The sequence below is a fragment of the Thermogemmatispora sp. genome (assembly GCF_019683635.1).
GTDB lineage: Bacteria > Chloroflexota > Ktedonobacteria > Ktedonobacterales > Ktedonobacteraceae > Thermogemmatispora.
The window spans coordinates 1-25,287 of record NZ_JADGIA010000063.1; the positions used below are offsets into that span (position 1 = coordinate 1).

General features: G+C 61.5%; 18 protein-coding genes. 10 read left to right on the forward strand and 8 right to left on the reverse strand.

Annotated elements, in window-relative coordinates:
* Positions 1-22: 22 nt before the first annotated feature.
* Entirely contained in the window at positions 23-544 is a 522-nt protein-coding gene (locus IRZ31_RS09265) for a zinc ribbon domain-containing protein (protein WP_297152712.1), read from the reverse strand.
* A gap of 694 nt (positions 545-1,238) precedes the next feature.
* Between IRZ31_RS09265 and IRZ31_RS09270 the strand changes: the two genes are divergently transcribed.
* The 6 genes from IRZ31_RS09270 to IRZ31_RS09295 all read left to right on the forward strand — a co-directional run bounded on the left by IRZ31_RS09270 (position 1,239) and on the right by IRZ31_RS09295 (position 7,979).
* The gene (locus IRZ31_RS09270; RefSeq protein WP_112433179.1) at positions 1,239-2,102 is read left to right on the forward strand and encodes a MoxR family ATPase; all 864 of its coding nucleotides are present in this window, start codon (positions 1,239-1,241) and stop codon (positions 2,100-2,102) included.
* Positions 2,103-2,114: 12 nt separating this feature from the next.
* Positions 2,115-3,563 (forward strand): VWA domain-containing protein, encoded by a 1,449-nt coding sequence (locus tag IRZ31_RS09275; RefSeq protein WP_297152716.1) that lies wholly within the window; start codon positions 2,115-2,117, stop codon positions 3,561-3,563.
* A gap of 108 nt (positions 3,564-3,671) precedes the next feature.
* Positions 3,672-3,989 (forward strand): XdhC family protein, encoded by a 318-nt coding sequence (locus tag IRZ31_RS09280; RefSeq protein WP_052889841.1) that lies wholly within the window; start codon positions 3,672-3,674, stop codon positions 3,987-3,989.
* A 73-nt stretch (positions 3,990-4,062) separates the two neighbouring features.
* Entirely contained in the window at positions 4,063-4,830 is a 768-nt protein-coding gene (locus tag IRZ31_RS09285) for an XdhC/CoxI family protein (protein ID WP_297152719.1), read from the forward strand.
* 139 nt (positions 4,831-4,969) lie between these two features.
* A complete protein-coding gene (locus tag IRZ31_RS09290) occupies positions 4,970-6,238 on the forward strand; it encodes an LCP family protein (RefSeq protein WP_297152721.1) in 1,269 nt (422 codons plus the stop codon).
* A 268-nt stretch (positions 6,239-6,506) separates the two neighbouring features.
* Positions 6,507-7,979 carry an FHA domain-containing protein gene (locus tag IRZ31_RS09295; RefSeq protein WP_297152723.1) on the forward strand — a complete coding sequence of 491 codons (1,473 nt, stop codon included), beginning with the start codon at positions 6,507-6,509 and terminating at the stop codon, positions 7,977-7,979.
* Positions 7,980-8,044: 65 nt separating this feature from the next.
* Here IRZ31_RS09295 and IRZ31_RS09300 read toward each other — a convergent pair whose 3' ends face one another.
* On the reverse strand, positions 8,045-9,127 hold the full coding sequence (locus IRZ31_RS09300; protein WP_297152726.1) for a homoserine dehydrogenase: 1,083 nt from the start codon (positions 9,125-9,127) through the stop codon (positions 8,045-8,047).
* A 208-nt stretch (positions 9,128-9,335) separates the two neighbouring features.
* Positions 9,336-11,666 carry a murein biosynthesis integral membrane protein MurJ gene (gene murJ / locus IRZ31_RS09305; protein ID WP_297152728.1) on the reverse strand — a complete coding sequence of 777 codons (2,331 nt, stop codon included), beginning with the start codon at positions 11,664-11,666 and terminating at the stop codon, positions 9,336-9,338.
* Between the two features lie 401 nt (positions 11,667-12,067).
* Here murJ and IRZ31_RS09310 point away from each other — a divergent pair, with 401 nt between their 5' ends.
* On the forward strand, positions 12,068-13,342 hold the full coding sequence (locus IRZ31_RS09310) for a sugar phosphate nucleotidyltransferase (RefSeq protein WP_297152730.1): 1,275 nt from the start codon (positions 12,068-12,070) through the stop codon (positions 13,340-13,342).
* A gap of 93 nt (positions 13,343-13,435) precedes the next feature.
* On the opposite strand, the gene IRZ31_RS09315 is transcribed toward IRZ31_RS09310, so the two are convergent.
* Complete coding sequence (locus IRZ31_RS09315) at positions 13,436-13,810, reverse strand: hypothetical protein (protein WP_297152732.1); 375 nt, start codon at positions 13,808-13,810, stop codon at positions 13,436-13,438.
* Between the two features lie 340 nt (positions 13,811-14,150).
* Between IRZ31_RS09315 and ggt the strand changes: the two genes are divergently transcribed.
* Positions 14,151-15,818, forward strand: coding sequence for a gamma-glutamyltransferase (gene ggt / locus IRZ31_RS09320; RefSeq protein ID WP_297152734.1), 1,668 nt, complete (start codon positions 14,151-14,153; stop codon positions 15,816-15,818).
* Positions 15,819-16,214: 396 nt separating this feature from the next.
* The gene (gene pepF, locus IRZ31_RS09325; RefSeq protein ID WP_297152736.1) at positions 16,215-18,014 is read left to right on the forward strand and encodes an oligoendopeptidase F; all 1,800 of its coding nucleotides are present in this window, start codon (positions 16,215-16,217) and stop codon (positions 18,012-18,014) included.
* Between the two features lie 120 nt (positions 18,015-18,134).
* On the opposite strand, the gene IRZ31_RS09330 is transcribed toward pepF, so the two are convergent.
* The gene (locus IRZ31_RS09330) at positions 18,135-19,199 is read right to left on the reverse strand and encodes an alpha/beta hydrolase (protein ID WP_297152738.1); all 1,065 of its coding nucleotides are present in this window, start codon (positions 19,197-19,199) and stop codon (positions 18,135-18,137) included.
* 415 nt (positions 19,200-19,614) lie between these two features.
* On the opposite strand from IRZ31_RS09330, the gene IRZ31_RS09335 reads away from it, so the two are divergent.
* Entirely contained in the window at positions 19,615-20,394 is a 780-nt protein-coding gene (locus tag IRZ31_RS09335; protein ID WP_297152741.1) for a hypothetical protein, read from the forward strand.
* Positions 20,395-20,512: 118 nt separating this feature from the next.
* Here IRZ31_RS09335 and nth read toward each other — a convergent pair whose 3' ends face one another.
* From nth to IRZ31_RS09350, 3 genes are all read right to left on the reverse strand, one after another.
* Positions 20,513-21,334 carry an endonuclease III gene (gene nth / locus IRZ31_RS09340; protein ID WP_297152743.1) on the reverse strand — a complete coding sequence of 274 codons (822 nt, stop codon included), beginning with the start codon at positions 21,332-21,334 and terminating at the stop codon, positions 20,513-20,515.
* A gap of 129 nt (positions 21,335-21,463) precedes the next feature.
* Positions 21,464-22,441, reverse strand: a complete 978-nt coding sequence (trxB, locus tag IRZ31_RS09345) for a thioredoxin-disulfide reductase (protein WP_297152745.1) — start codon at positions 22,439-22,441, stop codon at positions 21,464-21,466.
* 161 nt (positions 22,442-22,602) lie between these two features.
* Positions 22,603-24,573, reverse strand: coding sequence for a glycoside hydrolase family 15 protein (locus IRZ31_RS09350; RefSeq protein ID WP_297152747.1), 1,971 nt, complete (start codon positions 24,571-24,573; stop codon positions 22,603-22,605).
* Positions 24,574-25,287 lie beyond the last annotated feature (714 nt).

Sequence of the window (25,287 nt, forward strand, 5' to 3'; positions counted from 1 at the left end):
TCAGCGGCTTCTCAGCGGCTTCTCACTGGAAGCTGCTTCCACTTTCTTCTTCCCTCTCCCACCTGTCGGCCTGACTGGCCCGCCAGGCAGCCTGCTCCTGCTGCAATTGGAGCAGCTCACGCTCAAGCTCAAAGATCTTCTGCTGAAGGATCTGTTTTTGCTGCTGCGGCTGCATTAAACGGAAATCTTCGATAGCCTTATATCCCCAGCGTAGCAGACCCCGAGGCACAAAGGCAGCGCTCATGTAGTACTGTGTGCGCACATTGGCAAGGTAGGCGTTCAACTGCCTCAGATCAAGCTTCAGCGCACGCAGCTGGAGACGCAGCTGCTGAATGCGCTCGCGATAGGGATCTTGCCATCGGCTTCCCCGGCGCGGCTGCGGCCTACGGCCTTTCACCCGCCGTTCAGCTAGCGCCGGGCCTGGAGCTGGCGGCGTCCTCTCTATCTCCAGTATCTCGGCGCTGGCCTGTTCCAGCGGCGCACCGCACCAGGTGCAGAAACGGGTCCCAGCCGCAGCAGCTGTGCCACATTGAGAGCAGAACATCCTATCATCTCCTCCGTGGGTGCTTTTGCCCGGGGAACGCCGGGAATCGACGAATTTTTCGCCTTCGATCAGCCCCATTATAGCAGATGTGGCTGAGAGGAGGAACCAAAAGCCGCTGGAGGACACCCGGAGGAACGATACTGCTCTTCCCACTTCTTCCTCACTTACCACAAAGATCTTCGACAGCCTGTATCAGCGCACCGACTCGCTGGCTTTGCTGGTCTACAATGGGACACCTGACTCAAAGCATGAGGTCAGCGCCACGTTTGCGGACTTCAGCTATACTCCTTTGGCATCGCCCTCCTAACTCTTGCGACGAAGCAAGGGTCTTGCCACGCTTCTCAGCAAGCTGGTCAGCCAAAGCCAGCTTGCTGCCAAGGCTCTTCCTTGACGCTGCCTCCCCTCGCAACGTACAATAAAATGTACCGCAACAGCGACCCGGCGCCTGCCTGTTCACTGGCATACCGTTCGCTATGTACTGTTCGCCATGCTGCGTTAGCCTATGCCAGGCCGGTGAACAGCGGTGCCCTCTGATCAGTTGCCCGCCCGTCGGTCACGCCGCGCGCCTGCCTGTCTGCACGGCTCCATAGGCGGCATCAGAGGCTGATCGTTTGCTTATGGGAGGCTCTCGTTGAACCAGGAACAGCAGTCACTGGCTCTTCCCTTTTCGTCGATCGAGGATGTGCAACGGGCAATGTTTGCCCGACGCTATGTTGCTGATCGCAGTCTGGCGACAGCGGTGTTCCTGGCCCTCAAACGCCGCAAGCCGCTGCTGCTCGAAGGCGAGCCGGGCGTCGGCAAAACCGAGGTGGCCAAAGTCCTGGCCGATCTGCTGGAGACGCGCCTGATCCGCCTGCAGTGCTATGAAGGGATCGATATCAGCACAGCGGTCTATGAGTGGAACTATACGCGCCAGATGCTCTACATCCGCCTGATGGAGGCCAGTGGGACCACACGCCAGGAGGAGCTGAAGGAGATCTTCGGCCCCGACTTCTTGATTAAGCGCCCCCTGCTCCAGGCGATCGATCCCGCCAACGCCAAGGCCCCGGTCCTCCTCATCGACGAGCTGGACCGCAGCGATGAGGAGTTTGAAGCCTACTTGTTGGAGCTGCTCTCGGATTTCCAGATCACTATTCCGGAGATCGGTACGATCGCGGCCAAAGAGCCGCCGATTGTGGTGATCACTTCGAACCGCACGCGTGAGATTCACGATGCGCTGCGGCGGCGGTGTCTCTACTATTGGATCGACTATCCAACGCTGGAGAAGGAATATTCGATTGTGCTAACGCGCATGCCGGAGGCACCCGAGCGCCTGGCAAAGCAGGTCTGCGCCTTCGTGCGCGAACTGCGCGCGCTCGATCTGTTTAAGGCCCCCGGCGTCGCTGAAACGCTAGATTGGATCGCTTCGCTGCTGGCGCTCAATCAGCTGGAACTGCTCGAGGGAACGGTGCGTGATACGCTCGGCGCTCTGCTGAAGTATCAGGACGATGTGCTCAAGGTGGGTGGGAGCAATAACCTCGGCAAGCTGATTGAGAAGGCGCGCAGCGTCAGCTCGTGATCGCAGGTGCCTATGGATGCCCACAACTTCGAGCGCCTTGACGATCCCTTGCCCTTCGCCTGGGAAAGGATGGGTCAGTCCCCCTTCTCGATCGAACCTGGGCAGGACGGCCTCCGCCAGCCCGTAGCTGCCTCCAGCGCTGCGGCTGCCCTGACGTCCCCACTCTCCCCCCGCGAGCTGGAACGCGGCGAGCGCTTGCTCTACCGCCTGACCGAGTTCGGCCACCTACTCTGGGAGTCGGGGATCGAGGTCGGCCCGCAGCAACTACTCGATCTGGCTGAGACGCTCGATGAAATCGATATTACGAATCCAGGCGATTTCTACTATACTCTGAAATGCTCGCTCCTGAATCGGCACGAGCAGGAGCTGCTCTTCGATCAGCTATTCAATTACTACTGGCTGACCCGCGATCGCCAGAATCGCCCGCCCGACCCCGGTTCGACCCGGCGCGATGACCGCCAGATCCGCCTGCCGCCCTCGGAGCGGAAGCGGCTGGCCGAGCATCTGAACGCCGACAATCAGCAGCGCGAGCTGCGCGTAGGCGAGCGGGAGAGCGAGCGGAGGCGCCTGTCGGACGAGGAGGCCGGCGAGCATGAGGATGAGCAGGCCCCTCCCCAGGGTACGGCCTACAGCGCCCTGGAGCTGCTGCGTAAGAAGGACTTCGAATCGTTCACCTGGGAGGAGGTTCAGGAGGCCAAGCGCCTGATGGCCGAGATGCGCTGGAACCTGGGCCTGCGCCCGACGCGTCGCAAGCGCCCAGTGCGCAAGGGCGATTATCCCGATATGCGCCGCATTGTGCGACGCAATCTGAAGTACGGGGCGGAGCTGCTGGAGCTGACCTGGCGCGAGAACAAGCAGAAGCCGCGCCCTCTGGTGATTATCTGCGACGTCAGTGGCTCAATGAGCCTCTACTCACGCTTGCTGCTGCACTTCATCCACACGATCTCAAATGGGCTGCTGAACGTCGAAGCCTTCGTCTTCGGCACGCGCCTGACGCGCATCACACGTCAGCTGAAGCGGCGTGACGTCGATGACGCCGTACGCGAGGTCTCGCGTACGGTCCAGGACTGGTCGGGCGGTACACGCATCGGCGAGGCACTGCATACTTTCAACCAGCAGTGGGCCAGGCGTGTTCTGGGTCGCGGCGCGGTGGTGCTGATCATTAGCGACGGCTGGGACCGCGGCGATGCTAACTTGCTGCGCGCCGAGATGGACCGCCTGCAGCACAGCTGCCATCGCCTGATCTGGCTCAATCCTTTGCTCGGCTCGCCTGACTATCGCCCGCTGACGATCGGCATGAAGACGGCTCTACCCTATATCGACGACTTCCTGCCAGCCCATAACCTCGATAGCCTGATCAAGCTGGGCAAGCTGCTTGAGCGGATTGATGATCGGCGCCCTCTGCGCACGCCCACGGCCCGCCGCGAGGCGGTCAAAGCCTGGAACCGCCTCACTTCCTGAGCAGAACGCACTCCCCTCAGCAGCAGTTCGCTCGCTCGGAGAAGCGCGGCACGAGCAGCGCGGGCGCCATATTGGATGCTGTCGAGCCTTTTTGCGGAGGTATTCCCTATGCGCGATATTCTGCCGGACGTTGAGCGCTGGCGGGCACGCGGCGAGCGCGTGGCCGTGGCCACGGTTGTCTCGGTGGCCGGTTCGGCTCCCCGCCGGCCTGGGGCCAAGCTGGCCGTCAGCGAGAAGGGGGAGATCAGCGGCTCCGTCAGCGGTGGCTGCGTGGAGCCGGCGGTGATTGAAACAGCCCTGCAGGTGATCAAGGACGGCAAGCCCCAAATGCTGGAGTTTGGCATCAGCGAGGAGGAGAACTTCGAACAGATCGGCCTCGCCTGCGGCGGGACGATCCATGTCTTTGTCGAGCGCCTCGACTGGTAGTGGGCAGCTTAGCGAGCGGGAGTGAGGCGAAAGAAGGCCTCTCCCGCTCCGCCAGCGCAGGAGATGGTCTCTGATGAGTGCTCTCTACGAGGAACTAAAACAGCAACTGGCGCAGGAGCGCGGTGTGGCCCTGGCAACCCTGGTACGCTCCTCTTCCGGCCAGGGGATCGGTGCAAAGCTCCTGGTCTTTCCCAATAAGAGCTTTCATGGCTCCTTCGGCCTGCCGGAGTTGGAGGCGCGCGTCGTCGAAGATGCCGAGCAGGCGATCTGGATCGGCGAGCCAGGCACGCGGCTCTATACCTTGGGTGAACAGACCTTCGAGGTCTTTATCGAAGGCTTTCCTCCTCCCCCGCGCTTGATTATTGTCGGCGCTGGCCATATCGCTATCCCTTTGACAACCTTCGCGCGAACGCTCGGTTACCGCGTGGTGGTGATCGATGCTCGCGCCGCCTTTGCGACACGCGAGCGTTTCCCCCACGCCGACGAGCTGATCGTGGCCTGGCCCGACGAGGTTTTGGCCAGGATGGATCTCAATCCTTCAACGGCGGTCGCCATTTTGACCCATGACCCCAAGTTCGATGAGCCATCCCTTAAGGTGGTTCTCTCGCGCCAGGTCGGCTACGTCGGAGCCATCGGTAGCCGCAAGACCAGCCAGGAGCGCAATGAGCGCCTCAAGCAGCAAGGGCTGACCGACGAGCAGCTGAGCCGTATCCATGCTCCAATCGGGCTGAACATCGGGGCCAAAACTCCCGAAGAGATGGCATTGGCGATTATGGCCGAGATCGTCGCCAGCCGCTATGGGAAAGATCGTACAGCCATTCTGGACTGGACCCGCAAATAGGATTTGCAACTTCCCGGCGATCGCTACGTTTCTATCAGAGAAAGGAGGTTTGCCTGCTTCTCTGTAGGTAGGCAGTGCTGGGAGGAGGAAGGTGGCAGTGCTGTAACTACAGAAGCGCTAGTCTTGAGAAGGAAAGAATATGCCGGACTATCCCTATGATCCGCACGAAGATCTGACAGAGCCAGTACCCCCATCAGGCCCGCCTCCAGCCAGCGGCGGGCAGGGGAAGTTGATCATAGGTAGCTTTCACAACTCAGCTGGAAACCAGACGCAAGGTAGGCGTCAGCCACCGCCGGGCTATCAGGGCTATCAAGCCTATCGCGGGGGAGTCTCTACTCCGCCGCGCCGGCCAGGGGCCGAGCCTTACCCGGGGAGTTACCCAGCGACCGCAACTCCTACTCTGCGCCCGCGCCGCTCGTTCCTGCGCCGGCGCGGCTGCGCCATCGGCTGCGTCTCTCTGCTGCTGGTCGTTGTCCTGCTCGCGGGCTTCTCTGTCTACGTGCTCCAGCGCGTGCTGGCCTTTGGCTCGGCCATTTCAACCCAGGCCCCGCTGAGCACCCAAACAGGCTTTATGAGCACGTCAGATCGCCTCAATCTGCTGGTCCTGGGTTTCGGCGGCGGTGACCATCCCGGCGCTTACCTGACGGACTCGATGGTGCTCATGAGCCTCATTCCCTCGACTCAACATACGACGCTCATCTCAATCCCGCGCGATCTCTGGGTCCAGGTTCCTTCCGGCTCTGGCCACTACGGCAAGATCAATAGTGTCTACGAAGTGGCCTCGAACAACGGTAAGGACCCCGTGGCCGGTGGCAACGCCGCGGCTCAGAAGGTCTCGTTGATCACTGGCCTCGATGTCAAGTACTGGATGACGATCGACTTCGATGGCTTCCGTGAGCTGATCAACGCTATCGGCGGCATCGATGTCTACGTCCCCGATTCGTTTACCGCCCTCTATCCAAAGAACGATGACCCCAATATCGATGCGAGCTGGATCAAGGTGCATTTCTCGAAGGGAATGCAGCATATGGATGGCGAGACGGCGATCCGCTACGCCCGTGCCCGCGAGTCGCTGGACAATCCCGCTGAGGGCACCGATTTCGCTCGCTCCGCCCGCCAGATGATTATCATTAAAGCGGTGATCAGCAAGGTGAAGCAATGGTCAACCTGGCCTCACCTCTTCGACGCGATGGACGCACTGAAGAAGACCATCTATACGAATATGTCCCTGACTGACCTCGGCCTCTTCTCCTTGAAGATGGATCTCAATCAGGCCCATCGCATTGGCCTGAGCAATCAGAATGTGCTGGTCGATTCACAGTCAGCGGACGGACAGTACATTCTGCTGCCGGCAAACAATAACTGGCAGCTCATTATTGACTACATCCACAAAAATCTCTATAACTAGAGAGAGCACCGTTTACTGAGGCATGAGGAGCAGCCACAGGGAAGCATTCCGTGAGCTGCTCCTCCCACCAAGGCAGTTTCAGGCGAGCCAGGCAAAAACAGGCAGAGCAACGAATAAGAGCGTATCCTCAATGGCCTCTCTCCTCCGCCAGCGCTGACTGACTAGAAAAGGCTAGGCAGCGCGATTTCTCAGGCCAGTTAGCCCGGCCTGCATAGCGCGAGAGCAGGAGCTACCGCAGGGAAGAGCAAAGCAGAAGGGACATAAAGGGATGACACAGCAGTTTTCTCGCCTGGTCGCTGGCGTCTATCGCATTGGGCAGGTCTTCACCCGGGCAGGTTCCACAGTCACCAGTTGTACAGCCTACAATCGCAACACGAACGATGTGGTGGGCCTGCATCTAATTCCCCTACCGCCGCCGACCGCTGCCTCTGCTCCTCAACAGTTGCAGAGCCTCTTTGCGCAACTGGAGCGGCGTCGCCAGGTGCAGTCGCCGGCAGTACTGCCCCTGCATACCTGGGGCCTCGACGGGTCTTGGCTCTATTTGGTAACCGACCCTCCGCGTGGGATAAGCCTGCGCCACTTGATGGACCATGAGCACATCGATCTGCAGCGCGCGCTGCAGATCGTGCGCCAGATCCTGAAGGGCGCTGAAGCCCTAGAAGCTCAGGGCTTTATGGGGCTCGATCTCCGTCCTTCGTTGATTACGGTGCAGGTCATTGAGTTCCGCGACTATGTGCAGATCGACGACCTCGGCCTGCGCCTGCTGGTCAACGCTCTCGGTCTGGGAACCAGCCAGCAGCCCGACGACATGGCTTTCTTTGATCCGCGCTATCTAGCGCCCGAGGAGATTCAGGGGTTGCCTCCAGGCCCCTGGAGCGACGTCTACCATGCCGGCTTGCTGCTCTTCGAGCTGGTGACCGGTCGCCCGCCTTTCACCGGGCGCACTATTGCAGAAACCGCCTTTCTGCAGACGAACGCTCCGCTCCCCAGCCTGGAGCTATACCACCACAATACGCCAAATGTGGTGCAGGCACTCCTAGAGCACGCTCTGGCCAAGCAGCCGGCCCAACGCTTTGCCTCAGTGCAGGCTTTCTTGAATGCGCTCAACGGCATTCAGATGCCGCCCCCGCCCGAGCGTGTACCAGCCTTCGGAGAGATCACTCTGCTGGCCTCGGCTGAGCAGCAGCCCTCTTCCGCTACTCGCGAGATCGCGGCGATAAAGACGACCAGCGACCTCTCCCTGGCCCAAACCTTGATTCAAGCTTCCCAAAGAGAGGCCGCCAGTCCCCCAGCCTCGCCAGAGGCCGGTCCTCACAGTGAGCGCGCCGAGAAGGATGTGCTGGCCTATCTTTGTTTTGAAAAGGGCGAACGTCCGCTGCACCTGCCGATCAGGGGGCGCAATGTTGTGGTCGGGCGGGCTGATCCGCGCCGCCAGCTCTATCCTGATATCGATCTGACGCCCCTCGACACCAATATGGTGGTCTCGCGTCAACACGCCCGTATCCACTTTGAAGAGACCTTCTTCTATATTGAGGATTTAAAGAGCCATAACGGAACCTGGCTGGGCGGTCTGCGGCTGAAGCCGCTCAAGGCCGAGCTACTACAACACGGCGACCGGCTGCGCTTCGGTTCGCTCGAATGCATCTTCCGGGTGCCAGGCCAGTCCGATCCGCCGCGGCCCGGTGCCAGGTCCGAGCCACAAGCAAAGTCCCCACCTAAAGCGGACCAGCCCGGCAGCTAGAGAGCGGAGACGGGGCGCCCCACGACAGGCCATGCCCAGGTCAAGTGGCCCGGCCCGCCAGACTGCTACGTTCGAGCGATGGCCAGCAGATCAGCCAGCAGGCCCTGGGCTGTCTGGCGGCGACCTGCCCCGGGGCCAATCACTGTGACAGAGTCAAGGGTGTCGCACTCAACAGTGAGGGCATTCATGACGCCATCAACACGCGCCAGGGGGTGCTCCAATGGCAGGGCCACTGGTTCCACTCGCGCCTCGACAGGTAGAGCCGGCCTCTGATCGGCGGGAGAGGTGGCACTGACCTCCACTCCCTCGCGCAGGCGCAAGGAGGCCACCAGCTTGATGCGGCGCCCCTGGGCCTGCGCGGCGCGAACCTCCTCCCGGGTCACTCCCGTGATACCGCGTCGTTGCACCTGTTCGGCCCGCAGTGGTAGTCCGAAGACCAGAGCTGCCAGAATCAACGTCTTGGCCAGGGCATCGTAGCCTTCCACGTCCGCGCTGGGATCGGCCTCCGCGTAGCCGAGACGCTGGGCCTCAGCCAGCACCTCAGTGTAGTCGCGTCCCTGACTCATCGCCGTCAAGATATAGTTGGTTGTTCCATTGAGGATGCCCGAGAGGGCCCGAATACGGGCGCCGGCCAGACCCTCACGGAGCGTGCTCAGCACTGGTGTACCAGCCATGACTGTGGCCTCCATGCGCAGCTGGACCCCTTTGCGCGCAGCTAAAGCCAGCAACTCGTGGGCCGCCAGGGCCACCGGCCCCTTATTGGCTGTAATCACATGGATGCCCTGCTCCAGCGCCTGGCGGATATGGCTTAAGCCTGGCTCCCCATCGCGCAGGTTCGTCCCCGTTACCTCAATCAGCACATCGGCCCCGGTGGCCGCCAACCCCTCGCGTACCGTTGGCCAACGCTTCACCCCCGCCGCTGCATAGGCTGTCAGCGGCTGACCGCTGGCCGCGATCCTCAGCAGCTCCGCCTCATCCAGGCCCTCAGCGCGGGCCAGGAAGCCGGAGCGAGCCGTGGCCACCGCCACCAGACGGGCATCCAGACCATAGACGGCTCGCAGCCAGTCTCGCTTCTCCATCAGCAGCTCAGCCAGCCCCTGGCCAACGGTGCCGAAGCCAATCAGGGCAAGGCGTAATTCCTTTACCATCGCAGTAATACCCTGTCCTGTCAATCGTTATCGAAATGAGCTGAGTTCCCCGGCCCGTTATCGTCGTTTGCGCCGAGTTGAGTTGATCAGCTTACACGCCTCCTCTTGCTGATCACCCGGCCAGCCCTAACGAGGCAGGTGAACGCACCAGCCCCAGCCTGGGCGCAGGTAGTCAGCGGGGTGAACCGGGAGCAAGCTGGCAGATCAACTAGATCCAGGATAGCTTGAAGCGCGCCAGCAAGCGCCGCACAGGGCCAAGCAGTTCGATCTGCCCATCGATCTTCAGCAGGCGCGCCGCCCGCAGATAGATCACGATGCCGACGGCCATTTCGATGAGCAGTTTCACCAGAGCCACCAGGACCTGAAGCAAGCCCCCATGCGTAATCATTGGGCGCGTTGGATCAGTTGTATTCAGCAGGAAATCCAGCAGCAGGCGGACCAGGAAGACCGCCAGGCCCATCGCTCCCGTCGCCACCAGCACCCGACTCAAGAAAGCTCCCAGATCACGGGTAATCAGTCCGCCGATGCGCTGATGGATCAGGCAGAGGAGGACCGTGGCCTCCAGCAGACCGGCCACCGAGGTTGAGAGAGCCAGGGCCCCCATGCCCCAGGGCGCGCCCCACAGGCGGGCGAATGCGTTGATCAACAAGAGACCCAGGGCAATCTTAAAGATAAACTGACCAACACTGACAATTACCGGCGTCGTACTATCGCGCAGGGCATAGAACGAGCGCGTCAGAATCTCGACAGCAGCCTGGCCGGCCAGACCAATGGCGAACATCGACAAAGGGATAGCCGTAATTTCGGCGCTCTCCAGGCCAAAGGCACCGTGCTGATAGAGCGTCTGAATAATGGGCAGGGCCAGCACAATCAAGCCCAGGCTGGAAGGAATCGACAAGAAGAGGATGCCGCGCAAGGTCTCCATCACGATGCTGCGCGCCCGCTCCAGGCGTCCGCGCGCCACATACTCGGCGATCGTCGGGAAGGCCGCCGTGGAAATAGCCATACCGAAGATGCCCAGCGGTAGCAGCATCAGCGAAAACCCGTAGTAGTAGGCAGTGATAAAGCCAAGGAGCGTCTGCTGCCCAAGCGAGCCAGCGGCTACCAGCGTTCCCAGCAGCAGGATCAGGGCGCGGTCGACAAAGGTCGTCGTTGAGAGCATGGCGGCATTGATAATGCGCGGAATCATCTGACGCCCGATTTGACGAACGCCAGGATGGCGCCAGTCAAAGGAGGGGCGGAAACGCATGCCTACGCGCGGCAGCCCCGGAATCTGGATACCGACCTGGAGCAAGGCCCCCAGGACTACTCCGGCACTGGCGCAGTAGACGGCCACCATCGAATTGCGATGACCGATCAGCGCCAGAAACATTCCCGGCAGCAGGCCAGCGATCAGCCCAACGTTATAGAGCACAGTTCCCAAGGCGTAGAGTGTAAAGTGCTGCTGCGCGTTCAGGACGGCGCTGACAATGACCCCACTGCCAAGAATTACCGCCTGGAAGAGCATAATACGCGTCAGCGCGATGATCAGGCTCAGCTCGCCCGGGCTGACATTGGGATTATACAGCGGCACAATCTGATTGGCGAAGATGAAGCCGATCAGAGCAATGATTAGCATAATGGCCGTGGCCAGCGTCAGAGCCGTATTGGCGACATGCCAGGCCGTCTTCTCGTCGCGATCGCTGACCATGTAGCGCGTAAAGACGGGAATGAAGGCCGAGCTGAGGGCTCCGCCGGCCACAATATTAAAGATCGTATCAGGCAAGAGAAAAGCCTGATAGAAGGCGCCGGAGGTTGGGTCGGTCCCAAAGACCGCGGCGAACATCGAGGAGCGCAGCAGCCCCAGGACACGACTGGCCACGAAGGCGCCGGTGAGAATGAAGGCCGCGTTGCGCACCTGCACTCGCCGGATCATCGCGGTATCCTGAGCCGGCTCCGAAGCAGGCTGCAAGGCGGGGGCCGAAGGCGAAGGCGCAGCGGCAGCAGGCGCCACTGAGGCTGAGGCCGCTGGTCTGGCCAGCGGCTGCTCCTGCATCTGGAGCTGAGCCTGAGCCTGCCCCTGACTCAGACCACCACCGACCTCACCAGCCTGACCACTCAGCGCCGACGGGGAGAGAGGCGCCAGATCGCCCATGCGACGCCTGAAAACCTTGCGCTGAATCAAATCGCTCAGATCCGGCTGCTGCACACGACGCTGCTGCCGACGCAGACGCTCCTCGCGCAACTGCTGTAAACGCGCCTGGCGCAAAGCCGGCAACGGCTGCGATGGCTGCGGCACATTGGCGTAGAGATACTCCATCCCCTGCCCATAGCCCAGCGAGCCGCCCATATCTGGCAGATGCTGCTCCTGATATAAGCTCCCCGACTGGGACCCTACCCTGCCACCAGAAGGCACCTGGGGAGGATAGACTGGCTGCTGCGGCGGGAGCGAGACAGGTGGCAGATTCGCGCCTGACTTCCCTGCGGCCCCTGCCCCAAGTTGCTCCTGATCATACTGCCAGCCATAATAAGGACTTTGCTTGTTGCTTTCTTCTGCCATCCAGGTGCTATTCCTCTTTTTCGTGGATCACATACTGTTTCTTCCTGACAGTCCTGCCGTCGTTCTCGTGCGGCTTCTTTTAGAGAATAACAGGTTGGGCAGACAAGTCAAGCCCTTGAACTGAGCAATAGCGGAGGCTTCCCCCAAATGGGGGAAGCTTCTTCTCTCTCCGACCCGGCAGGCTCTCGTGGTAGAATTGTCCCCGGTGAGTCGTGCCTTTCTTGAGAGCGTACTCGTTCTGTTGCTATGATAGGACATCTCCCTCAGCGAGCAAGCACATGGCAGCGGTGAGAGGTGGCTGGGTGGTAAACAAGCTAGCTCTCTCGCCTCTTGCTTTTTTGTCGCTTGCAGCGGCAAAACCATTGTGCACGGGCACCATTCTGACCAATCGAGGTAGATAGATGGAAGACTTACACGCTGTCATCCTGGCGGGCGGCAGCGGGACACGACTCTGGCCGCTGAGTACCCCCGAGTTCCCCAAGCAATTTCTGCCTCTCCCGGGAGGCCGCAGCATGATTCAAGAGACGCTGGCGCGGGTGACTACCCTGGTGCCCCCAGAACGGGTCTGGGTGGTCACTGGACGAGCTTTCAGCGAGCTGGTGCGCCAGCACCTGCCAGAAGTGCTTCCCGGGCAGATTCTGGAGGAGCCTGTCGGGCGCAATACGGCCCCCGCCATTACCTGGGCAGCCTCCTTGCTGGCCCGCCGCTCCCCTCGGGCCGTGATGGCGGTCTTTCCCGCTGATCATGTGATCACAAAGCTGGAGCCATTCCAGCGGGCGCTGCGCTTCGGCTACCAGCTTGCTCAACGCGGTTACCTGGTAACGTGGGGCATCCGACCCACCGAGCCAGCCACCGGCTACGGATATATCCGCTTCGCTTCCCCGGTGGCCGACGGCTATGGCCACCAGGCGTTCAGCGTGGAGCAGTTCGTCGAAAAGCCTGATCTGGCGACTGCGCAGCGCTATCTCCAGGATGGGCATTATGTCTGGAACAGCGGTATGTTTATCTGGCAGGCCGCCACGATCCTGGCAGAGGTCCGCACCCACCTGCCAGCTCTGGCGGAGCAGATGACGCGCATCGTGGAGGCAATGGGCACCTCCACTGAGCGGAAGGTGTTAGAAGAACTCTGGCCTTCGTTGATCTCTATTTCCATCGACTACGGCGTGCTGGAGAAAACCGATAGGCTGGTGGTTATCCCGGTCGATATTGGCTGGAGCGATGTGGGGAACTGGGAGCAGTACGGAGCGCTCTACAATGCCGATGGCAATGGCCTGCGCGGCGTCGGCCACCACTTTGCTCTCGGCAGCCAGAATGTCTTTGTCTACAATACGACGCAGCGGGAGATCTATACGGTCGGCCTGGAGGATGTGATCGTGGTAGCCCTTGAGGATAAGACTCTGATCTGCCATAAGAATCATGTGCAGCGCGTGCGCGAGCTGGCCGAAGCTCAGCTTCTTCAACGGTCGAGCACTTCTGCTGCTCGCAACGGCCACCAGCCGGGACCAACGCCCGCCTCCGCGCAATCGCCCACGCCGACCCCGGCGGGCCAGAGCGCTCCCACGCTTAGTTTCAATCTGGCGGCTGGTGATCCCCCAGCAATGACCCCAGAGGGATCAGCGTCAGGCACAGATCCTGAGCCGGGTGGCTCCGCCGAACAGAGCCAACCGACTATCTGATCCGGCAGCTTCCCCGCGGCCTTCCCATCTCGCTCAGTCGCTCCTATCTCAGGGCGGGGCTTCAGGTACGCCTGCCTGGACTACCCCGCCCTTTCAGTCGCGTCGCTCGCCATACTCACGGTAGCGATAGCCACGATAATAGCGATGGCGATGACGCCAGTGACGGTAGGTCGCCAGATGCCAAATGGTGAGCAGGACCGCCCCGCCGATGATGGCCTGGGTGAGGGCTATCGGCTCGCCGAAAATGACCACTTCGCTGCCGACGTGAAAAGGTAGCAGAACGGCGATGAGGATGCCAATAAAGGCACAGAGGACGGCCCCCAGAATGCCATAGGGGAGACGCCAGCCGATGATTGTTTCTGCTACAATTCCAAGAAGCACAGCGATGACGAAATAAATTAAGTGAGCCAGAGTTACGGTGAAGAGTGGCTGGGCGGCAAGGGCAGCAAGAACTGCTGTGGATGACACGGTAGCCTCCTGGATTAAGATGGCGCTCTTCAGCAGGCTCATGATAACGGGACAGGGCCGCTCCGTCAAGTCGCAGTCCTTTCCCTTCCTCCGCTCTCAACGCGAGCCTGCTCTCCTCCGTCGCGCTATGCTATAATGGGTAGCGGACAAGGCGCTGACCAGAGTTCCTGGATCAGTCGCCTGGTACTTTATCCAGCCTGCGTTCGTGCGTTCGTGCGTTCGTGCGTGAAGTGAGGATAAGCTTGCCTCGCCAACCATGCTGGCTGGCTGACTGGCCAGCGTAGAGCTTCTGCCGGTTGAGGTTGACGAAGGCGCTCGGTGCGAAAGGCGATCTCCTGTCATGCTCTCCGACCAACCCATCTTTGGCTCACATGCAATGGTCTCCTGCGCTCATTACCTGGCTACTCGGGCTGGTTTGCAGGTGCTGGAGCGCGGAGGGAATGCCGTCGATGCTGCAGTTGCAGCTAATGCAGCGATGACAGTCGTCTACCCATCAACCTGCTCAGCAGGAGGCGACGTCTTTATGTTGATCTGGGAGGCGCGGAACCGCCGGCTGCATGCGCTGAACGGCAGCGGGCGAGCGCCGCGTGCTCTGGCTCCCGAGTATTTCGCTGCCCACTCGCTGCGCGAGATTCCGGCGATCGGCCCACTCTCGATTACGGTTCCGGGGGCGGTCGATGGCTGGTTCGAGGCCCTGGAGCGCTTTGGCCGGCTGCCGGTCGAAGAGGTCTTTGCCCCAGCGATCGCTTACGCCGAGGAGGGCATTCCGGTCTCGCCCAAGCTGGCCGGCTGGCTGGAGCGTGCTGCCAAGACGGTGCTGCAGCGCTGGGAAGCGACAGCTCGCGTCTTTCTACCGGGGGGCCGTCCCCCAGGCTGCGGCGATATCTTGCGCCAGCCCGACCTGGCCCGTACGTACCGTCTGCTCGCACGCGAGGGTCGCGAGGCTTTCTATCGTGGGCCTCTGGCGCGTACGATTGTTGACTATGTGCAGCGCTGCGGCGGGGTGCTGAGCCTGGAGGATCTCCAGGCCCATCATTCGGATTGGGTAACGCCTCTGTCAACGACCTATCGCGGCTACGAGGTCTTTGAGTTTCCTCCCAATTCGCAGGGCCTGACGGTCCTGGAGATGCTCAATATTCTGGAGGGTTATGATCTGAAGGCGCTCGGCTATCAAAGTCCCGAGACGCTGCATCTGATGATCGAGGCCAAGAAACTGGCCTTTGCCGATCGCGATCGCTATATCTCTGATCCGGCCTTTGTGGAGATTCCGGTGGAGCGCCTGCTGAGCAAGGCGTACGCGGAGCAGCTGCGGGCGCGCATCAATCCAGAGCGGGCCTCCTTCCATGTCGAGGTCGAGAGCGAACCCGAGCGCGACGGCGATACGATGTATCTGTGTGTGGTTGATCGTGAGGGCAACGCAGTCTCGCTGATCCAGAGCCTTTTCTATAGCTGGGGCAGTGGGATCGTGGCCGGCGAGAGCGGCGTGCTGCTGCACAATCGCGGCGCCTATTTCTCTCTCAACCCGCGCCATGTGAACTATCTGCAGCCAGGCAAGCGCACGATGCATACGCTGACACCGGCTCTGGTGCTGCGCGACGGCGAGCCGTTCCTGGTGCTGGGAACAATGGGAGCGGATGCCCAGCCGCAAATCCACGTGCAGCTGCTGACGGCAGTGATCGACTTCGGCCTGAATATCCAGCAGGCGCTCAATGCGCCGCGCTGGCGCAGCGGCCTTTTGCTGCAGCAGGGCGGACGCCGGCAGCTGCTGCAGGGACAGCAGGGCGCTCACCCGGTGGAAGAGCATGCGGCGAGCGAGGTGGTGGCCCTGGAGCAGCGTTTTCCCAATGCGGTAGCGCTGGGACTGGAGGTGCTGGGCCACCGGGTGACAATCTGGGGACCGTGGGAAGACGATATGGGCCATGCTCAGGCTATTCTGCTTACACCCGATAGCCATGTGCTCCAGGGCGCCGCAGATCCACGCTGCGATGGCTTAGCCCTCGGCTGGTAGCCTCCCTTTACCCGGCAGGCGCCGTCACGCTGGCCTGCTCTGTCCCGCCCTGCCAGCGAAGGGCGAGCAGGTCGGCAGCCGGCTTCTTCTGCAGTCGGCAAGTCTGGATCTGGCCGGCAGGAGCGCGCTCCCTGCTTTGCTATTCTGCCCTCGTGTCCGCACCCTGGGCCCCCTCGACCCGGAGCGCCAGGGTGCCCCCTTCTTTCTCTCTGCCAGATGCCTGGCTCAGTCTTCCATACACTACCAGGGTCTGGCCTGGCTCGCCTTCGCTCCCCTGGTGCTTTGGCCCGGTCCAGTTCTGTTCTGCCCTCACGCTCGCCACTACGCGTGTGTGCCAATTTTCTGTTACAATGAGAACACTTTCTTGAGTTTATGGTTGCTTTTTGAGGAGGCGAGATGCTGCAAACCTGGAAGAAACGAAGCGATATTCCAAAAGAGTATACGTGGGATTTGGAGAGCATCTTTGCAACTGATGAGGCCTGGGAGCGCGAGTATCAGGAGCTACAGGGGCTGCTGCCGGGCCTGGAGGCCCTCAAGGGAACGCTGGCCCAGAGTGGCGAGGCCCTGCTGACCGTGCTGCGCCGACGCGATGAGTTCTTCGAGCGGCTGGAGACGCTGCTGGTCTACGCCTCAATGCGCAAGGATGAGGATACCAGCAACAGCCACTACCAGGGAATGTACGATCGCGCCCTTCAGCTCTACGTGCGCGCGTCCACGGCGATCTCCTTTATCGAGCCGGAGATTCTGACGGTGCCCCAGGAGAAGCTGGAGCGCTACCTGCAGGAAACTCCCGGTCTGTCGCTCTATGAGCATCAACTGCACGACCTCAATCGCCAGCGCCCGCATATTCGTTCCGCCGAGGTGGAGGCGGTGCTGGCCGCCGCCGGTGAGATGGCCGAGACGCCCGACGCCATCTTCACGATGATCGATAATGCCGATCTGCACCTGCCGACGATCCGCAATGAGCAGGGCGAGGAGGTGGAACTGACCAAGGGAAACTACCTGGTCTTTATCCGCAGCACGGATCGGCGCGTGCGTAAGGAGGCGTTTGAGGCGCTACACGGAACTTTCCTCAAGCAGCGCAATACGATCGCCGCCACCCTGGCCGGCCATATCAAGACGGATATGTTCTACACGCGGCAGCGTGGCTATCGCTCGGGCCGCGAGCGGGCCCTGGCTCGCTACAACATTCCTGAGAGCGTCTACGATATGCTTATCGAGACGGTCAATGAGGAGTTGCCGCTGCTGCATCGCTATCTGCGCTTGCGCAAGCGCATGCTCCAGCTCGATGAGCTGCATATGTACGATCTCTATGTGCCGATCGTTAAGGAGACGCTGCAGGAGATCTCCTATGAGCAGGCACGCGATACGATCACTACCGCCCTCGCTCCTCTGGGAGAAGAGTACGTCAGCGTGCTCAAGCAAGCCTTCAGTGAGCGCTGGATCGACGTCTTCGAGACGCCCGGCAAGCGTGGCGGAGCCTACAGCGGCGGAGCCTATCGGACACGCCCCTTCATCCTGCTCAACTTCCAGGGCAACCGCGATAGCATGTACACCCTGGCGCACGAGCTGGGGCACTCGCTGCACTCGTACTACACGCGCCGCCACCAGCCTTTCGTCTACGGGGACTACACGATCTTCGTGGCTGAGGTGGCTTCAACGTTGAATGAGACGCTGCTCACAGAGTACTTGCTCAAGACGACGGAGAACCGCGAGGAGCGACTGGCGATTCTTAATCATTCGCTGGAGGACTTCCGCGGGACGCTCTACCGCCAGACGATGTTTGCCGAGTTCGAGCATCAGATTCACCAGCTGGCCGAGCAGGGCGAGCCACTGACGGCGGATACGCTGAGCCGGCTCTACCACCGCCTCAATGAGAAGTACTATGGGGCCGAGGTGGTCATCGATGACTTGATCGATATCGAGTGGGCCCGTATTCCTCACTTTTATTACAACTTCTACGTCTATCAGTACGCAACCGGCATCTCGGCAGCCTGCGCGCTGGCTCAGCAGATTCTGGAGCAGGGGGCGCCGGCGGTTGAGCGCTACCTGCAGTTCCTGCGCTCCGGTTCCTCGGACTATAGCATCGAGCTGCTGCGACGGGCCGGGGTCGATATGACAACGCCGGAGCCGGTGCGCCAGGCGCTGCGCCTGTTCGAGACGCACCTCACGCAGATGGAGGAGCTGATCGGCTAGGAGGGAGGACCAGGGATCTGGCTGGCTCGCGTCGCTGCGTAGCACCTGGCACCGCCAGGCCGCCCAGCACGGAGCCGCCAGAGGGCGCGCCGCTCCCTCCCTCATTTCCTCTGGCCCTGGTTAGACGTGGGCAGCGATGAAATCGCGCATGGCCTCCAGAACCTGTTGCGGCTGCTCGATGTGCGGGGAGTGCCCACAGTTGGCTAGCTGGAGTTCGTGATAGACCCCCCCTTGTTGACGATAGCGCTCCAGGAGCCACCGGATCTGGGTCTTCATGGGCTGGGGCGGATACTGCTCGGCCCCCGGCCAACCGGGGACGATCCCAAGTTGCCCAAGATAGCCTAAGTCGAAGAAGGAGGTGTCTGAGACGATCTGATCGTCAGCGCCATGAATCCAGAGAATGGGCGGCTTGGGGCTGAGATCAACGAGAGCCGCTTGATTGAGATAGGCAGGGGAGAGGGCATTGTTGACTCCCTGGCGGCCCGGGGCGACATAGGGCCAGTTCGGCGAAGGAACAGAGTCGCCCGGATAGTTGCCAGGCCCGGTGCGCGTGGAGAGAATGCCGCTGACGTAGATCTCTTCACGCTCGGGGGCCACGCGGAACGGCGGCTTGAAGTAGAAGTTGTTCATGACGGCCCGCGGCGAGCCTTGCTCGGCACTGCGATCACCGGCGGCGAGGCGCTGCACGAACTCAGCGTTGGCAGTCCCTCCGCCGCTGCCGGCGAAGTCTGGCCAGACCGGGCGCCCGTCAGCGTCGCGCGTTCCTCCAAAGCCAAAGGGTGAACCGGTGGCCTCTAGAATGAGACCGCGCAGCCGGCCAGGGTAGTCGATGGCATACTGCATGGCCACATTGCCACCGAGCGACCAGCCAAGCAGGTGGAAGCCGCTCAGTCCCAGGGCTTCCGCGAAACTGGCCAGGTCGTCTGAGAGGTCGCGCACGCCACGCGTGGCGTCGATCGGCAAAACCTGGCTGTCACCATAGCCCCGCATGTCGGGCGCGTAAACATGATAGCCCAGGGCCGCCAGGGCCAGCATGAAGTCCTGGAAGAAGAGCGATGAGGAGCAGTTACCATGCACAAGAATGAGCGCCGGCCCTTCGCTCCCTGCTTCCAGATAGGCGATCTCCAGACGCTCTGTGTTGCAGCGCCTCTGGCTGATGCCAGGTAAGAGGACTGAGGTGGGCATGTCTGTGGTGGCCTCCTTCATTACCAAAATATGAAAGGTGAATCACCTATCAGTAAGCTTACCCTAGCCAGCTCCCAAAATCAAGCAAGCCGGCTGGGGGCGAGGCCCTTTCGGGCGTGCGTGGCAGCGTACGGGCCCACGCCTGCTTCTCCATGCCTGAAGCGGCAGCGTGCTTATCTGCTCGCCCGCCAGTCCGGTGCGCTATCCATCCCTGACCAGATGTGCTATACTTAAGGGCGAGCGACGGGCTTCGCGCTTGCGCTTATGTGCTATGGTATTTGGTAAGGGGAGTTCCTTCTTTCTTTCTTTCTATCCAGGCTATTCAGGAAGCAAGCTTCACTCATTGACGGCAACGCGGGGCACACTGGTTCCCGTTGTCCGGTGAGTGCCATCTGAAGCGAGGAACAGGAGCTGTATGGACAGGTCTCCTCAGACTGCCGGCTCGATTGCCGACGAAATTCACGCGACCCTGCTCGACGTTGAGGGTGAAGAGGGGGAAGAGCACATCCATATGCCCGGGCCGAGCTACTGGCCGCTATTGCTGTCTGTGGCGGTGGCCGCGGTCTTCTTCATGCTGCTCTTATTGAACAGCGCCCCTCTGCTCGCGCTCGGGCTGGCGCTGGTGGCAGGCGTTTTTGCGATAGCCTTCATGATCGGCTGGGGATTGGAGGACCCCTTCAAGTCCCTGCCGCCCATCTATGTGCCCGCGCCCGCTGAGGCGCGCGATCGCTCGCCTTTCAAGCTGGGCTTGGACGTGGTCGATGCCCGCGGCAGCTGGCTCGGAACCATTCAGGCCCGCTTCCCGACCTATCTGTTGGTTGAGCGTGGGCATCTCTTCCCCAAGGTCTACTATGTGCCGCGTCAGGCGGTGAAATCCCTGAGCGACGATGGTGTGGTGCAGCTGAATCTGAGCGAGGCGGATCTGCAGCGCATGGGGTACAATCGGGTGCCCGAGGATCTCTACATCGAGCCGCCCGAGCCGGATGTGCCGCGGGTGCGCGGTATCCCGCAGTTCGGCAAGCTGCCACTCTCGCCAGCTCAGACCGGTCACTATCTCTACGGCGCTCGCTGGCCTGGTATCAATACCGATGCCAAGAACTCGTACCATCTGGACGAGATCCAGCCCGATCCCAGCGAGTATGTGAGCGAGGGCTACCCCGTCTTGAACCATGCTCCCGCGCGGAGCGGCAGCTAGTTCGCCACTCGCGACTCTCAGGTGAGCAACCCTACGCCGGGCGACCGCTCTGGTCGCCCGGGTTTGCGTGGGGGAAATGACGCTCTCCCCAGTCACGGGCCAGCAACTCCTCCACCGCTTAGACTGCGCCTCCTTTGCCCTCCCCTGTCGTTTGCTGCCTCTGCTGCGCTGCATAATAGGTGCAGAGATCGCGGAGAAAACAGCGCTCACAGCGCGGTCGCTGAAAGTAGCAGCAGCGCTGGCCATGCCAGACGAGACCTTTGTGGAAGTTGTAGATGGTGCGGGCGTCGTTGGGCAGCAGCGCCTGCAGCACGGGCTGGGCCTGCTCGGGAGTGAGCCGAGGGGAGATGAGGCCCAGGCGGATGGCAATACGATGGACATGGGTGTCGACGGGGAGGACGGGCAGACGGCAGCTAAAGAGGAGGACACAGGCGGCAGTCTTGGGGCCGACGCCTTCGAAGCGACTGAGCCAGGCCAGACCTTCATCAACAGGCAAGGTACAGAGGAAATCGAGATTGAGGGCGCCGCGCTCAGCAGTGATCTGGCGCAGTATGGTTTGCAGGCGCGGCGCCTTGATTTCTGGCCAGTTGACGACTGCAATGGCCTCTTCTACGGCTGCCGTAGGGGCATCGCGTACAGCCTCCCAGCTCCCGAAGCGCTGGCGCAGACGCGCATAGGCGGCGGCGGTTTGCTCGTCGCGCGTGCGATGCGAGAGCAGCACATCAACGAGCTGGCTGAGTGGGTCCTTGCTGGACCACGCCGGTTCACCATAGTGCTCGACCAGCCGCCGCGTGATCTCCTGAACCCGCAGGCGCTGTGCAGTCTGGTCGGCAGCCTTCTCTGCCGAACTCCTCTCCCCGGCCTCCGCGTCGTGGGCGGTCTCGAAGAGCGCCTGGCTGTAGAGCGCGGACTGCTGGCTGCGACGCTGCTTTTGCTTCACCGGAATCTGTCCTTTCTCGCTCGCTTACCCCACAGATCTGAAGCCGCCGGAGTCGGTTTACTGACGCGGTGCCAGGCAGGCCCAGGAGAGCAGCCGTCAGCTCTTTAGACGGGCATACCGCCTGCCTGATCACTGATCTGAATGCTCGCCGGAGGTCAGGGCTTCCTGCCGGAGCGCCTCCTCGTGGGCCTGGCTCTCCAGCCAGCGCTCCAGATCGATAGCCGCTCGACAGCCGTCGCCGGCAGCGGTGACCGCCTGGCGATAGCGGTGATCGGTCACATCGCCGGCGGCAAAGACACCCGGTATATTGGTCATGGTATGCTCGACGGGAATGATGTAGCCCGCTTCGTCCATCTGCAACAGGCCGCGGAAGAGGCTGGTGTTCGGCTGGTGGCCGATGGCGAGAAACAGCCCCTCGACGGCCAGCGTCTGCTCTTCGCCCGTCTTGACATTGCGCAGGCGCAGGCCGGTCACCGCATCCTCGCCGAGGACTTCGATCACTTCGCTATTCCAGATAAAGCTGATCTTGGGATTTTTAAAGGCGCGCTCCTGCATGATCTTGCTGGCGCGCAGGGTGTCGCGACGGTGGATGACGGTCACATGGCTGGCGTAGCGCGTGAGGAAGAGAGCCTCCTCCATCGCCGTGTCGCCTCCGCCGACCACGGCCACCTCTTTGCCCCTAAAGAAGAAGCCATCGCAGGTGGCGCAGGCGCTGACACCGCGTCCCTGCAGACGCTGCTCGCTTGGCAGTCCCAGCCACTTGGCGCTGGCACCGGTGGCGATAATGACGGCCCGGGCCAGGTAGCTGCCCGAGTCTCCGGTGATCACAAAGGGGCGGCGACTGAAGTCGACGGCGGTAACGTCTTCAGGCAGCATCTCAGCACCGAAGCGCCTCGCCTGCTGCTCCATCTTCTCCATCAGGGTCGGCCCCAGAATACCTTCTTCAAAGCCGGGGTAGTTCTCGACCTCGCTGGTGAGCATCAATTGCCCACCGACTTGATAGCCTTGAAAGACCAGGACCGAGAGATTGGCGCGAGCCGCGTAAATGGCCGCTGTGTAACCCGCCGGCCCCGAGCCGATGATGATTGCGTCGTAGACCTTGGCCATAGACGATATGTACTCCGCTTCTGACAAACTTATCCCCCTGACCGTAGGAAGGAACGCGACAAGTTCACTTGTGAAAACACGAGAGGGAGGGTCTTTTATGCCCCTCCTCGCTCCAGCCCCGACCCATCTGGCCAGACAAGCCCCAGAGCGGCCTGATTGCTTCAGGTCAGGCTCCAGGGACGCTCGGGCGGTAGCGACAGCCGCTCAGTGCTGAGCCTTCCCTGGACCCGATTGAGGGCGGCGTCGATGTTGGTGCAGGCCGTGATGAGTGAGAGATGGGTGAAAGCCTGGGGGAAGTTCCCCAGGGCTTCGCCACACAGCCCGACTTCTTCGGCATAGAGACCAACATGGTTGCTATAGGTGAGCATCTTCTCCAAGAGCAGGCGCGCCTCGTCGAGTCGCCCGCAGCGCGCCAGGACTTCGGCCAGCCAGAAGCTGCAGGGACTGAAGGTGCCTTCCTGGCTCCCGAGACCATCGTCGGCAGCCCGTCCGGGATCGTAGCGGTGCACGAGAGAGTCGCTGGCCAGCTCGCGCTGAATGCGGTCGATGGTCTTGAGCATGCGCGGCTCGTTCGGCCCTGTGAACTTGACGATGGCCATGAGCAGGGAGCTGGCATCAACCGCCTCGCTTCCGTAATACTGGACAAAGCTCTGTTTGCGCTCGCTCCATCCTTTGTGCATAATCTGCTCATAAATGCGAGCACTGGTCTCCATCCACTCGACCATCGGCGCTGGCCAGCCTCGGTGACGCGCCAGGCGCAAGGCTCGATCAAAGGCGACCCAGCTCATGACGCGGGAATGGACAAAGTGCTGGGGGCCACCGCGTACCTCCCAGATGCCTTCATCGGGGTCGTCCCAGTGATGTTGCAGCCACTCCAGCAGGCGGCGGAGATTCTCCCAGAGGTCGTACGAGATCGTGCTATAGCGATTGAAAATGTAGATGGCATCCATCAGCTCGCCATAGACATCGAGCTGCTGCTGCTTGTAGGCGGCGTTGCCGATGCGCACGGGGCGGCTCTGGCGATAGCCCTCCAGGTGATCCAGGGTGTACTCAATCAGCTCCTGCTCGCCGTTGACGCCGTACATGGGCTGGAGCGAGCCGTTCTCTTTCAGCTCGTGGCAGCGTGCGTCAAGCCACTGCATGAAAGCCTCGGCTTCCTGGGTGAAGCCCAGGGTCAGCAGGCTATAGAGGGTGAAAGCGGCGTCGCGTAGCCAGGTATAGCGATAGTCCCAGTTGCGGGCCCCACCGATCGTCTCGGGGAGGCTGGTTGTGGGGGCGGCCACAATAGCCCCAGTGGGGGCATAGGTGAGCAGCTTGAGGACGAGGGCCGAGCGCTGGACCATCTCGCGCCAGCGTCCCTGGTACTGGCACTGGGAGAGCCAGCGCCGCCAGAAGCTGAGCGTGCGCTGAAAGGCTTCGTGATAGCGGCGGGAGGAAACATGCTGAGGGCCAAGGTCGCCGCGCCTGGCGCTCTCTAGCAGGAAGTAGGCCGATTGACCCGCATGCAGGGTAAACTCAGCGCGTACTCCGCCTTCTCCATCCTCGCTCAGCGGTACCGTGCTGGCCAGCCCCAGGGACAGCCCATCGCTGTGGAAAACCGCCCCCTCGGGCGAGAGGTGAACGACGTGTCCGTCGCGCGCATAGTTGAAGGCGGGACGACAGACCAGATTGAATTTGAGGGAGCCACGCACCACGGTCACGGCACGATAAAGATGATGCTGATGTTCAGCACTGCCGGGCAGTTTCACCGGCATGAAGTCGGTGACTTCCCCTACGCCATCGATCGTGAGGAAGCGCGTCAGCAGAATATTGGTCTCGGGAATATAGAGCTGCTTCTGCCCCATGTGGACGTGATCATGTGGAGGCGGGGCAATGCGAAAGAAGCCGCCTTTACGCGCATCGAGCAAGGCGCCAAAGACGCTGGGAGAATCAAAGCGAGGGATGCAGCACCAGTCGATCGAGCCGTTTTTACCGACCAGGGCCACCGTATGGAGATCGCCGATGACCGCATAGTCTTCGATTGGCAGATAGGTTGCCGGGCGTTCATCCGTCGCTCTTACCTGCTCAAGGCGGCCTCCTGGCTGAGCGGGCGGCGTTGTCTCTCCTCCATCGTGTGGCTTTGCCTGTTCCATGCTAGAGTCCTTTCGCGCCATCATTGCTTTCCAGCAACAGGGTATGGTATACAGAGAAAGCTATGACGTGCGCGGCGCCCAGCTGCCAGGCAGCAAGCTAGCGCTCCTCTGGCCTGGCTGGCTGGAACTCGCCTTGCCGTCGGTGCGTCGCGCTCCCCTGTTGCTATCTGCTGATATGCATTGTACCACAGGTGGAGCCGTGGATCTGCCCAGGCTCAGCCCTGGCCAGAGCACTAAGGAAGGGCAGCGAGACGCGAGGTGAAACCGTGCTTTGATTGCGGCGCTCGCGCCCGTTCCTATCCTGGGAGGGAGGGCTTTCGTCGTTCGAGAGAGCAGAATAGCAAAGCCTAGCAGCATACGACATGCTCACAAACAGCTGAGCCGGTCGAGCGGCTTTTTTCATCCCACCACAAAGCAATTGGACGGACGGAGCGTGCTGCTCAACGCCGGTAGAGCTGAGCAGCCGCAGCCTCGGCCTGGTCGAGTGAGAGAGGGCCAACAGCAAGCAAGCAAGCAAACAAACAAGGAAGGAAGGAGACGAGGAGCATGGCAGATCTGGCGTCCGTACCTGACTTTGAGATGGTAGCTACCTGTATCGCAGAGCGCTTTGAGGGTATGCGTCCCTTGATGAGCCAGTGGGCGGATCTGGCCCGCCTGGCTGTCCAGGGGCTGCCACACGATCGGGCGCGCCTGGCCGAGCTGGAGCGCCGTCTT